We start from the raw sequence: 13008 nt of genomic DNA, 5'->3' as shown, positions 1-13008 counted from the left end.
TAAGTTGAAATATTTTAGATATATACTTGAAATTGAAGCGAAGATCCCGAGAACGAAGTGATTCGGAATAAAGTAGAGATATTATAGAAATAAGGTGGAAATACGATTGAAATAAGGTTGAAATAAATTCCTCGCTCTACTGCTATAATTTGGAATTCAGTTTTGAAGATAGGAAATTATATCGCCGAAGGCATATTTCTACAATATTTCGCGAAGCATATTTCAATTTATATCGCGAAGCATATTTCTACAATATTTCACGAAGTATATTTCCATCCTATTTCGCTGAAAGCATATTTCAAGTGTGAAATTAAAGATTACTTCACAATGACTTAACCGTGATTAATTTCCGTAGGCATACCTTTGCAATAGAAAATTTTCTTCATAGGTATCGATGATATTTTAAAGGAATCGGTTTTGCCGGTTCCTTTTCTTATTGAGATATCAATCCTTTCTCGTAATTACATAATTTTTGACGGGGAACTGCATTACTGCCTTTTCCAGTTCACCATTTTTATAGTAAAACCGGTTCCGGTTACCATTGACATCTACCTCGTAATATTCTCCCTTTTTCACAATCGGAGATACCAAACCATAAGCTTCCGCCATAAACTCCTTAACTCCCCTTGGCTCTTGAAAGTAAAAAACGGCGGCGCTGAAATGTAGAGGTTTGTGAATAGTGGTGTCCAATTCGTATTTGTAGTTGGTCGTTTGAACTTTGTAATGGTCTTCTTTCCAAGCTATATCCGATTTGAAATTTCCCCGGTTGGTATTTGAAGTTAACCTTACTGTTCTGAGCAACCCATCTTTGTAAGTGGTTTTGGTGAAGTAATCCAAATTGATCCGTCCAAAAAACCAAAAGCTCACATTACTGCTCAATTCATAAACAACTTCCTCTCCCCTATCAAACTTTTTAGCAGTCATTTCTCCAATAGAAATACCTGCAATAGAAACATCATATTTTTGTACTACTTGGCCATGCGACATCCCTGTAGCATTTAAAATCAGTATAAAAACAGCAATTATTATTAATCTCATATTCATGCCCGAAATTGGAAATAATTGTTTGCAAGCTCAAATGATTGAGCAGAAAATCAGATTTCATTACTTAGTATTATTGTCTTTTCAAAAATAAAATAGCCTTACCCTGCTCAATAAAAACCATATTTAACTTATAATTTATTTGATTTTTATTAATTTACTTGAAACGAAAAAACCTAATCATGAAAAAATTATTTGTCATTTTCACATTTATTTTCACAACCTTATCAGCTATGAATGTCACAGCGCAAAGGTTGAATGTCCCCTCTGCAGGAAGTGCAGACCTCCCTACACAGGTACTCAATATTCTGAATAAAACAGATGGCCTTGGTCTAAGTGCAGACCAGGAAAGCAAACTCAAAACAAATAATAAAAGCTTCACTGATGATGTTTTCAAAGTACTCAACAGTTCTTTGGGAGAGGATGCCAAAAAATCCCAATTTTTAGACCTAAAAAAAACCAGACAGAATTTTCTCTTAAATCTTTTGGGGAAACAACTTTTAGGCAATTATAACAATAGTATTGGGAGCCTGCTAAAGCCCCTGCAAAGACAATTAGGGCCTGCAGCTCTGGCCTTTTTATAAATTACCGACAAACATTTAATTTAAGCCATGGATTTATTCCTAAATTCATGGCTTCTGTTTAATTTCCCCACCTATGAAATACGCCCTATCTTTACTCATTCTAACTACAGTATTAATCGCATCCTGTAATACCGTCAATGAAAAAGAAGCAGAATTCTGGTTAACCGATCCCTCAAAGGATATACTATTTCAAAAACAGGATAATGCTATTTTCAAACAAAATCGGGAGTTGACACCCAATATCCTGATTGATCATGAGATGCAATACCAGGAAATGGAAGGATTTGGGTTTACCTTGTCTCAAGGCTCAGCCAAGCATCTTTTAGGAATGGATAAAGAAAAAAGGAAAGCATTGCTGCAAGAGCTTTTCGGTGATGGAAAAGAAGATATCCGTATTGCTTATTTGAGGCTATCCATCGCTGCCTCAGATCTCAATGAAACTGTATTTTCATACCATGATGTTGAAGATGGTCAGAATGATCCTCAACTTAGCAAGTTTGACCTTGGTCCCGACAGAGAAGATGTAATCCCCATTCTGAAAGAAATTCTGGAAATCAATCCCGACATTACCCTTATGGGTTCGCCTTGGTCTCCTCCTGCATGGATGAAAGACAATCAGGATACCAGAGGAGGCCAACTTTTGCCTGAAAATTATCCTGCTTATGCTTTATATTTTGTCCGTTATCTCGAGCAAATGGACGAAGAAGGAATTCACATTGATGCTGTCACAGTGCAAAATGAGCCCCTACACCCTGGAAACAATCCCAGTCTACTTATGCTTGCCGAAGAACAGAGAGATTTTGTAAAAAACCACTTGGGTCCTTTATTTGAAGAAAAAGGTCTGAAAACAAAAATCATTTTATATGACCACAATGCCGACCGACCGGATTACCCGATTAGTATCTTGGACGATCCTGAAGCCAAAAGGTACGTTCACGGATCGGCATTTCACCTTTATGGGGGTACCATAGATGCACTCTCAGAAGTACATCAAGCACACCCAGACAAACATATATATTTTACCGAACAGTGGATAGGGGCTCCTGGAAATCTACCTGAAGATTTGATTTGGCATACGAAGAACCTTACAATTGGAGCATCCAGAAATTGGGCCAAAGCAGTTTTGGAATGGAACCTCAGTTCTAATCCGGATTTAACTCCTTTCACTGATCGAGGTGGCTGTGACAGATGCTTGGGGGGAGTCACTATTGATGGAAATGATGTTACCAGAAACCCTGCATATTATATCTTAGCCCATGCCAGTAAGTTTGTTGATCCTGGTTCTGTAAGAATAGATTCTAATATGGCAGATAATTTGCCAAATGTGGCATTCTTAAGGCCAGATGGCAAAATTGTCCTCTTGGTACTGAATGAAGGCAATGAAGAAAAAGAATTTACAATTGGATGGCAAGCATATGAAGGCAATCTAACTTTAGGTCCCGGTGCAGTAGCAACCCTTATTCTTGACCTTTAAAAGATTAAAGCACCTGAATCTTTGTGCTTTTGATTTTAGGGATAAATGACCTGAGAATATACCTTGTTTCAGGTAAATGCTTTACTTTTTGAATCATATTCAAAACATCTTCACTTGTATTTATCATACTCTGTCCGTTCAAAAATGCATAACCCGCAAATACCCCGTTTACAAAATACAAGGCTGTCTCTTCATCTGGGTAAATCCCTTCTTCTTTGATCAGCAATTCACCTTTTTGGTCTTGCAGCTCATCTAGAAAATTGTTGACCCTTGTATTGTAATCTTGGGCTGATTCTTGTCCACAGCATGCTCCTTTACATTTTTTGATTTTGTAGTCAAAACAGTCACTTACTGACTTTTGTATTCCTGCCAATTTCGGACAAAGGTCAAATTCTTTCACTTTATCCATGATGAATTTCCAGGCTTCTGAATGTGAGTCAAATTCAGTCAATGCTTGTTGTGGATTTGTATTTTTCGATACCTGAAACCTCAAATAACCGGCATTATCTTCATAGGAGTAAAGAGCCCAGTTACTTGACTTGTATTTTAAAGCTTTATTGTATTTGGGCCATAAATTCTTGATCTCCAAAAGTTCAAGAAGAAAAGCCAAAAACTCACTTCCTGTCAACTGCCAGCTTACATCGTGTATTTCGGATTTGAGATTGATTTTTTCTTTGGAATTTCCGGAGAAATGACCTTTAAACCTGGACCTGATATTCGTAGCCTTACCTACATAAATAACCTGACCATTTTTGTCGTGGAAAAAATAAATTCCCGTAGCTTCAGGGATTTCCATATATTTTTCTTTTGAAATATTAGGAGGTAAAAAGGTTTCTCCTGCATTCCTTTTTAAGCTTGAAAGCACGGTTTGGCCATCTTTGGAGTAAATTTTGTCAAATAAAATAGCTGTTGCTTCTGCATCTCCGAACGCCCGGTGTCGGTTTTCAATTTTGATTTGCAATTGCTCGCATATGCGGCCCAAACTGTAGGATCCAAGCCCGGGAAAAACTTTTCTACTTAACCTCACTGTACAAAGCTTGGCTGAATCATAAGAGATACCAACCTGTCTGAAGGATTCCCTAATAAAAGTATAATCGAAATTGACATTGTGGGCTACAAAAACTCTTCCTTTGAGAAAGTCTAATAATTCATCAGAAACCTCAGCGAAAGTTGGGGAGTTTTCCACCATACCTTGATCTATTCCAGTAAGCCCCGTGATATAGCCGGGAATATACCTTTCGGGATTTATCAGTGAATGATATTGATCAATCACTATCCCATCTTTATAGATCAAGGCTGCTATTTCTGTAATACCACCATTACTGGGGTTTCCACCTGTTGTCTCAATGTCCACGATCACAAACTCCATCCTAGTATTCTTTATGCTGAGCAAGTTTTGAATTTTTTACCTCTAAAAAAAATGAAAGACATTCATTGTCCTGATTTGATTTATATTCCATCAAACCCGTTCATTTGCCATAAGTTCAAAAGGTTCTGTTTTGCTTTGAATTCTTTTTTATATTGTTGATCCAAAACCTAAAAGACCTAAAAAATTGAATAGAAGAGAATTTGTAAAACTTAGTACCTTGCTGGCAGCAGGAAGTACGATTCCTATTATTGGCAGTTCAAAACTTTTTGCCTCAGCCCAAGAAGGTCCCTTTAAAGTAGGCATCATCGGATATGGGGATCGAGGATCCGGTATGCATTCCGTGATGAATTCCATGCCTGAAAAATTTGAGGTGGTCGCTATCTGTGACAACCTTCCTTTCAGGATTGAAAATGCCAAACAAACCTACCCTACCGGAATCAGCTTTTATGATCATCATAATGCCCTTTTGGAAAATAAGGAGATTGATGTGGTGTTGGTGTCCACTCCTCTTTACCTACATTTTGAGCATGCGAAAGCTGTATTGGAGTCAGGTAAGCATCTATTTTTGGAAAAAACCATGGTCTTTAATGTGGATGAGGTTCTGGCTTTAAACAATTTGGTAAAAGCTCACCCAAATCAAATTGTGCAAATAGGACACCAATACAGATACTCCCCACTTTATTTTAAAGTCAAAGAAATGATTCAAAATGGATGGCTCGGAAAAGTCACCCAAATCGATGCAAGGTGGGACCGCAACCACAATTGGAGAAGACCTGTTCCCAGTTCTGATCTGGAAAGACAAATCAACTGGAGGATGTACAAGGAATATTCAGGAGGATTGGTAGCAGAATTACTTTCTCACCAAATAGACTTTATCAACTGGGCCTTCGAAACACAACCCGGCCAAATACATGGTATGGGTGGAATAGATTATTTCAATGATGGTAGAGAAACATTTGATAACGTGCAGGTTATGCTAAGGTATAATGAGGGAATGATAGGGAATTTCGGAGCAACCTGCGCCAATCAGCATGAAGGATATGCCTTCAAAATCAAAGGTACCAAGGGTATGGTTTCCTTGCTGATGAATGAGGGGATTTTCTATCCAGAACCGGACGTCAAAGCAGAATTACAAGAAGTAGATGGTGTCTCCGGTGCTACCAAATTGACTTGGTCATCTGACAAAAAAGGAGTCAAGATACTGGATGAACCCACAAGGGATGGATCCTATTATGCCCTTGAAGATTACCACAGATGTTTAACACAATCAGCCTTGCCTTATGCCAATGTTGTCAATGCCGGCAAGACCGCCATTACGGTAGCCTTGGCCAATCAATCTCTTTATGAGGGAAGCACAATGAGTTGGAAAGATGAATATAATTTGAGTTGAATCAATTATTGATTCTTACATATTTTCCAATAAGCATTTCTGCACATCTTTCCCCATCCATGGCAGCGGAGACAATACCTCCTGCATATCCGGCACCTTCCCCACAGGGATATAGTCCTTTAACTATAGGGTGTTCAAAAGTTTCCTTGTCTCGAGGGATGCGAACTGGAGATGATGTACGGCTTTCTACTCCAATAATCTGGGCCTCATTGGTTAGGTAACCTCTCATTTTATTGCCGAATGCGATCAGCCCCTGTCTTAGCCTTTCTGAAATAAAATCCGGAAGCACTTCCCTCATATCCACAGAAAGTAAACCTGGCTGATAAGATGTATCCAATAAGGAACTGCTTACTTTACTTTGTGTAAAATCCACCATCCTTTGAGCCGGAGCAACCTGTGTCTTTCCTCCAAGTTCCCAGGCCCTTTTTTCCACATCAGCTTGAAACATCATGGCTGCCAATGGGCCGTATTTTTGATATTCCTGTAAATCTTCCAGTTCCACTGCCACCACCATTCCCGAATTGGCATATTTACTGTCTCTTCTGCTTGGACTCATGCCATTGACTACAATTTCTCCTGGAGTTGTGGCTGCAGGAACGATAAAACCACCAGGACACATACAAAAAGAAAATACTCCGCGCTGTTTTCCTTGATACATGGATTGACTGACCAAAGAATAAGAAGCAGCAGGCAAATAGGGTCCTCTATCCACAGCACAATTGTATTGGATCTTGTCAATCAAATTTTGGCTGTGTTCAATCCTGACTCCCAATGCGAATGGTTTAGCGGCTATCAGGATGTTTTTGGCATGAAGCAGGTGAAAAATATCTCTTGCAGAATGTCCTGTGGCTAGGATAACTCCTTTGCCCATAATTTTTTCACCATTTTGAAGCGTAACTCCCTGGATTTCATTTCCCTTCAATAAAAAATCAACTACCTTAGAATCAAACAACACCTCCCCTCCTGCCTGTAAAATAGATTCTCTCAATTCAGCCACCAATTTTGGCAATTTGTTGGTTCCGATATGGGGATGTGCCTCTACGAGTATTTCTTCAGTAGCACCATGGGCGACCAAAATCTCCATGATTCTTCTGATATCCCCTCGTTTTTTAGAACGTGTATATAACTTTCCGTCAGAATAAGTTCCGGCACCGCCCTCTCCAAAACAATAATTGGATTCAGGATTGACAATATGAGATTTGTTGATGGCTGCAAGGTCTCGCCTGCGGGCCCTGACATCTTTGCCTCGCTCAATTACAATTGGTTTCACTCCAAGCTCAATAGCACGTAAAGCTGCAAAAAGTCCAGCCGGTCCAGCTCCTACGATAATAATCTGATCAGCATTTTGGACATTGGGGTAATCATGATGAAAATCCAGCATGGGCTGGGGTGCCTCATTGACAAAAACTTCTGCGGCAACATTTACCTTAACATTTCTTCCCCTAGCATCTATAGACCTTCGGGTTTGCCTGACGTATGTCATGGGCTGATCAGGTCCAATCCCTGCTTTTCTGAGCGCAATGGGCCTGAATAACTCCTCATTATAAGCTTCCTCAGGGGAAAGCTGTAAGTTGATTTCTTTTTTCATTGTGTAAGGTATTTATCCTTAAATGGTGTAATCGTGTAATTGATGAACTGAGGAATTGATGAATCGTTTAATTGTGTAATTGATGGTTTTGTTAAAAGTTAAAGGTTAAGGGTTAAGGTGTACGGACTATTTAACTTTTAACTATTAACAATTTGATGAACTAATGAATTGTTGCAATAAATACAGGTAATAGCGCCGTAAATCGTAATTCGTCAATCGTAAATCATTCATTTTCTTTCCCAAAAACCTCCTTCACAACCCAGCCTTTTCCCCATTCGTTCATTTCTTCTTCAGACCAGAGTTCTGGGTAGAAAATGACTTTTTGAAATCTCGGCGGTAAGTATTTCTGCCAATTGGTACCGCCCGTAGCAGCAATATCTACAGGGTCTTTTTGAAGGTACCTGACTGCAGATTTGTAATGAGCCAAAGGCCAGAAAACATTGGCTTTCAGGTCAAGTGACTTCATCAATTCCTTCAACTCATCATCCTGATCTTGACAGGAAGTATATTTTTGCCAAATATTAGAAGTTTTGTAATTCTTAATCAGATCCTTTAATTGCTTTCCATACTTTTTTTCAAAGGTTTTCAGGGTCAGGGTCTTTTCACCGGTTGCCAATTCTACAGCTCCTTGTTGCCAATACAGATTATCGAATATTTGCTCAGTATCTCTGGTTTTGTCGAGTAGTTCCCTTTTTTCAATATGGATCAGCTTATTGGCGTCAGTTGCCAAAATCTCAATCACTCGATACTGTGCACTTTGAAATCCGCTTGAAGGAAGTAGCGACATACGGAATTTAAGAAATTGCTCTTTTTCCATACCTTTCCACATCACGGCAAAAGAACTGATCAGGTGGTCGAAATACATGATAATCCTTTCAAGCCTTTGCTTGAAAAACTCAGCATTTATGGGCTCCTTTTCAGCAATCTGTTCCATTTCCCAAATGATCAGCTTGAAATATAGCTCAGTAATCTGATGGTAAATGATAAAGATTTTTTCGTCTTTGAAGGAGGTTCTAGGTTGTTGTAAGGAAAGCAGGATATCCAAATTGATATAATCCCAATAAGTCATATAATCTGCATAAAGCAATCCTTCAAGGTAAGAAGAAAGGTCTTGACCGGAGGCCTTAAATTTTTCCTGAAGTAGCTCTATTTTCTCTAAAACGTCTTTTGGGTATTGGGCTGGGCTCATGAATTAAAATTTTGTGCAAATAGATAGCTTTTTCACCTGCTTCTTATTTATTTCAAGGCAGGAAAGCAGCATTTTGGCTGTAAAAATCCATTATAATTAGCAATTAACCAAAATACTTATGGAGCATACTTCCACAAAGCAGAAAGCAAGCAAGCAGGATTTATTTGAAGGGGTGGACTTTTATCTTATTGATGACCTTTTAAATGAGGAGCACAAATTAGTCCGTTCCTCCATCAGAGATTTTGTGAAAAAAGAGATTAGCCCATATATAGAAGAGTGGGCACAAGACGCTTACTTTCCTTACGATATAGTAAAAAAATTTGGTGATGTGGGTGCTTTTGGTCCACAAATCCCTGAGGAGTATGGAGGCGGAGGAATGGATTATATTTCCTATGGACTGATTATGCAGGAAATAGAAAGAGGTGATTCCGGTATGCGCTCTACAGCATCGGTTCAAGGTTCCTTGGTGATGTATCCTATTTACAAATTCGGTTCTGAAGAACAGAAAAAGAAGTTTTTGCCCAAATTAGCCTCAGGTGAAATGCTAGGCTGCTTTGGACTGACTGAGCCTGACCACGGTTCAAACCCAAGTGGAATGAAAACCAATTTTAAGGATATGGGAGACCATTATCTTCTGAATGGAGCAAAGATGTGGATTTCCAATTCTCCCAAAGCTGATATTGCTGTGGTTTGGGCAAAAAATGAGGAAGGTAGGATTCACGGTTTGATAGTAGAAAGAGGAATGGAGGGATTCTCTACACCTGAAACCCACAACAAATGGTCTTTGAGGGCTTCTTGTACTGGAGAATTGGTTTTTGATAATGTCAAAGTGCCAAAAGAAAACCTGCTTCCCAATAAATCCGGTCTTGGAGCACCTTTGATGTGTCTGGACTCTGCGAGATATGGGATTGCCTGGGGTGCGGTTGGTGCTGCTATGGACTGTTATGATTCGGCGAGGCGATATGCGATGGAGAGGATACAGTTTGACAAGCCTATTGCGTCATTTCAGCTTATACAAAAGAAACTGGCAGAAATGCTTTCTGAAATCACGAAAGCACAATTGCTCAACTGGAAACTTGGGATGATGATGAACGAAGGCAAGGCTACCACAGCCCATATCTCTTTGGCCAAACGGAATAATGTGGCTATGGCATTGGATATCGCTAGAGAAGCCAGACAAATCCATGGAGGAATGGGAATCACGGGAGAATATCCAATCATGCGCCACATGATGAACCTGGAATCTGTAGTTACCTATGAAGGAACCCATGATATTCATTTGTTGATTTTGGGACATGAGATTACGGGGATAGCGGCTTTTAAGTAAGAAACGAGATTTTAGACTTAAGACACAAGAACCAAGACTTGACAATTATACTACGTACCAAGCAATGACCGCTGAGATTTTCATAACCTCGGCGGTCTTTTTGTTGCGGTTGAAGGTTATATTTTAAAGAATTTCAAAGCTTTATGAACCATTTACAAGTTAAAAAATTAAGAGATTCATTAAAATCAGTTAAAGGTCACCACCACCTCATTTGAACACTTGTTGGTACCAGGAACACAAAACTTGTAGGTTCTTGGAGGTAAGTTTTTTCCACTCACACCTATCATAAAGGATTCACTATTTGGTACGCTACCAACTGCATCTCCATCCTGATAGACATTCAGCATACCGGAAGCACTTTCTATATTATTCCAATGGAAAAACACATTGTAACTATTTCCTCTGGCCTTTTGAGAGCTTGCCTCTAAATCAAAGGCATAATTGGGTCGATTAGGATCAATCTCTCCTGCTCCATCACTATTCAGTCCGGAAAACAACATGTGGTTATTGATAGATTTGGAGAACTTGACTATGTCCTTGGTGGAAGTTTCAAAAAGGAAATCATATACCTGCTGCGCACTAGCTTTTGGGTTGGATTCTAAGTAAAGTGCCGCCACTCCAGCTGCCAATGCAGCCGAATTCCCATACGAGATATCAAAATGAGGAATTCCTGAATCTGTAGTTTCTGCTCCTGGAAATCCGTTTATAAGAATATCAGTTCCTGGAGCAAAAAGATTAATACAGTCACCGTATTGCCAACCATTAAATCCTAATTTATCATATTTTGTGGTAGGTCCTACTGTAAAAACATTTGAAAAACCAGAAGGTGATGTTGTACATGTCGGTATATTGCTATCAGCATTAGTTACACTTGTAAAAATACTAATATTCGAATTATATAGTTCGTTCATAGCCAGTTCTAACATCGGTTCAATGACATATGAAATTGGTCCAGATAAAACTACTGCTGGCCCATTTTTACTTTTGGCATCGCTTAAAACCCAATCTATGGCTTGAATGTAAGAGCTCAAACGCACATCATACTCTCTCTCGCCTTCATCAACTTCATACAATAATTTTACTGCAATCAAATTGGCGTCTTTAGCAACACCTAAGGTTTTACCGGCAACAACAGCACCTTTAATATTTCCTAAATAAATCCTGTAAGGATTTCCTCCGGATCCCAGACCAATATTTTCGTTAGAAGCTCTGTTACCAAATTCGTCAAGACTTGGATCTAATTCCACATCAAGCAAATAAACCGTTACCCCAATACCTGTTGTAGGAGTATTAAACTTGTTGTCAAGCGGTAATTTCCTTTGATCAATTCTATCTAAATACCATTTTGTATCAATTATTTCCGGTTCTGGGTCTGGAGTAGGCTCTGGATCAGTAGTTGGATCAGGGTCTGATCCTCCTCCACCTCCCCCTCTATTTGGATTATTATTTCGGAGGATCTGATTACTTGAAGTAAATTTATCTGATGAAATAGATTTAACTCCACGACTATTTTTTAATGCATGTACTTCTTCATTACTTAGTTCGACAACAAAACCAGTTAGTACGTGACCAAATACAGCCTTTATTTTTTTATCAAAAATACCGCTTCTCAATAGGACCTCATTGGCTATATTCCTCATTTTTTCCTGCACGTCCTCGTACTTTTCAGATTTACGAAAACTGACTTCGCTGGCATTGAGCGTTACAATATAGCTTCCCGCGACTGCATTAGATAATGCTTGATCTATATCGACGAAAGCCTCCGATTGTTGTTCTTCCAGATTAATATCCTGACAGGAAAAGACTATAAATAACATAAGTAATCCCCAAAAAGGTGGTCTATTGTTAAGTTTTAAATTTTTCATGGTTGAAATTTGTTTAAAGTTTAATATTGAAAATTCATAGTACTTAGAGATCACTTAGTGTTTGAAATTGTTACCTATCCATCTTTAGACTGCTACACTTTATAGTTGTATTTAAAAAGAGCCTTTTCACGGAAACATGATCCCCCCCTTCTAGGGTATAAAACAGAAAATAAAATTGCTGATTTTCAGAGAGTTAAAAAATACTACCTAGGTACTATTTTTAGATAAATATCAGCTCCAAATTGGGTTTGGTTACAAGTTTTCACCACTATTTGATTTTTGAATTGACTGGTTTTAAAATTATTGTTAACCACTGGAAAAAATTTTCAAAATAATATTTCTTACTTCTCAATATACCTTGCCTGCAATTCATTGATCAAATTGATTAATCCGGCAAGATTTCGTATCCCAAGTTTTTTAAAAAGATTTCTTCTATGAGTTTTGATGGTGAAAATGCTGCAATGAAGTTTATCTGCTATTTCAGAACTCATAAATTCATTCAAAATCAATTGCAAAATTTCGATTTCTCTTTTGGTTAAATTGTATTTTTCAGATAAAATACCATATACAGAAGAATGAGTGAATAACATTGAGGATTCAGCCCCTTTTGAAAAATATTCTAAGCCCAGCATTATTCTATCAATTGCAACAATAAGTTCTTTTTTGAAACTGTCCTTTCTTATAAACCCATTGGCTCCCAGATTTTTACAGAGTGCAATCGTTTCTTTATCATTGATAGCACTCATGATCATCACCTTGGTATTGGGGTAATCTCTTTTCAAATGGGAAAGTAATTTAAAACCATCTATTTCAGGCATGTCCAGATCAGAGATCAAAAGGTCGATAGTATTTCCCAATTTTAGGTAGTCCAAAACTTCCTGCCCATCGTAAAATCTTTTTGATACTTGAATTCCTAGGGATTTTTCAATCAAATAGCCTATTCCCAATAGAAACAATTCGTGGTCATCAACAATGGCAACTTTAATACACATAAAACAATTTTTAGATGATTGGCTTTATTTCAAAGTCATAACCATATCCAACAATTTTTAAAATGTTACCAAAAAACCATTTCCCAAAATTATTCAAACTAACTTTAAAGATACTTTTCAACCTAATGTAGTATAAAAAAACTATTCAACCAAATTTAATTTGTTAATTTTATTAAAATCAAAATTTTA

10 protein-coding genes are annotated in these 13008 nt (G+C 38.1%); 4 read left to right on the top strand and 6 right to left on the bottom strand.

What is annotated here, in order from left to right; all coding sequences use genetic code 11:
* Positions 1–444 precede the first annotated feature (444 nt).
* The gene (locus EA341_RS07770; protein WP_293012758.1) at positions 445–1038 is read right to left on the bottom strand and encodes a DUF6134 family protein; all 594 of its coding nucleotides are present in this window, start codon (positions 1036–1038) and stop codon (positions 445–447) included.
* Positions 1039–1223: 185 nt separating this feature from the next.
* Between EA341_RS07770 and EA341_RS07765 the strand changes: the two genes are divergently transcribed.
* On the top strand, positions 1224–1625 hold the full coding sequence (locus EA341_RS07765; RefSeq protein ID WP_293012757.1) for a hypothetical protein: 402 nt from the start codon (positions 1224–1226) through the stop codon (positions 1623–1625).
* 73 nt (positions 1626–1698) lie between these two features.
* Positions 1699–3099: a glycoside hydrolase family 30 beta sandwich domain-containing protein gene (locus tag EA341_RS07760; protein WP_293012756.1), complete on the top strand. Its 1401-nt coding sequence runs from the start codon at positions 1699–1701 to the stop codon at positions 3097–3099.
* Between the two features lie 4 nt (positions 3100–3103).
* On the opposite strand, the gene EA341_RS07755 is transcribed toward EA341_RS07760, so the two are convergent.
* Positions 3104–4492, bottom strand: a complete 1389-nt coding sequence (locus EA341_RS07755) for an exonuclease domain-containing protein (RefSeq protein WP_367127052.1) — start codon at positions 4490–4492, stop codon at positions 3104–3106.
* Positions 4493–4652: 160 nt separating this feature from the next.
* On the opposite strand from EA341_RS07755, the gene EA341_RS07750 reads away from it, so the two are divergent.
* Positions 4653–5858, top strand: a complete 1206-nt coding sequence (locus EA341_RS07750; protein ID WP_293012755.1) for a Gfo/Idh/MocA family oxidoreductase — start codon at positions 4653–4655, stop codon at positions 5856–5858.
* Between the two features lies 1 nt (position 5859).
* Here EA341_RS07750 and EA341_RS07745 read toward each other — a convergent pair whose 3' ends face one another.
* Together EA341_RS07745 and EA341_RS07740 are read right to left on the bottom strand one after the other, a co-directional pair.
* Positions 5860–7446 (bottom strand): NAD(P)/FAD-dependent oxidoreductase, encoded by a 1587-nt coding sequence (locus EA341_RS07745; RefSeq protein WP_293012754.1) that lies wholly within the window; start codon positions 7444–7446, stop codon positions 5860–5862.
* Positions 7447–7669: 223 nt separating this feature from the next.
* Positions 7670–8635 (bottom strand): tryptophan 2,3-dioxygenase family protein, encoded by a 966-nt coding sequence (locus EA341_RS07740; protein WP_293012753.1) that lies wholly within the window; start codon positions 8633–8635, stop codon positions 7670–7672.
* A gap of 118 nt (positions 8636–8753) precedes the next feature.
* Between EA341_RS07740 and EA341_RS07735 the strand changes: the two genes are divergently transcribed.
* On the top strand, positions 8754–9962 hold the full coding sequence (locus EA341_RS07735) for an acyl-CoA dehydrogenase family protein (RefSeq protein ID WP_293012752.1): 1209 nt from the start codon (positions 8754–8756) through the stop codon (positions 9960–9962).
* 185 nt (positions 9963–10147) lie between these two features.
* Here the strand turns inward: EA341_RS07735 and EA341_RS07730 are convergent, their stop codons facing one another.
* Together EA341_RS07730 and EA341_RS07725 are read right to left on the bottom strand one after the other, a co-directional pair.
* A complete protein-coding gene (locus EA341_RS07730) occupies positions 10148–11827 on the bottom strand; it encodes a S8 family serine peptidase (RefSeq protein WP_293012751.1) in 1680 nt (559 codons plus the stop codon).
* Positions 11828–12168: 341 nt separating this feature from the next.
* On the bottom strand, positions 12169–12819 hold the full coding sequence (locus EA341_RS07725) for a response regulator transcription factor (protein WP_293012749.1): 651 nt from the start codon (positions 12817–12819) through the stop codon (positions 12169–12171).
* Positions 12820–13008 lie beyond the last annotated feature (189 nt).

The organism is Mongoliibacter sp. (assembly GCF_007692705.1).
In the GTDB taxonomy this organism is placed as follows: domain Bacteria; phylum Bacteroidota; class Bacteroidia; order Cytophagales; family Cyclobacteriaceae; genus Mongoliibacter.
This window is presented reverse-complemented; position numbering and strand designations above follow the sequence as displayed.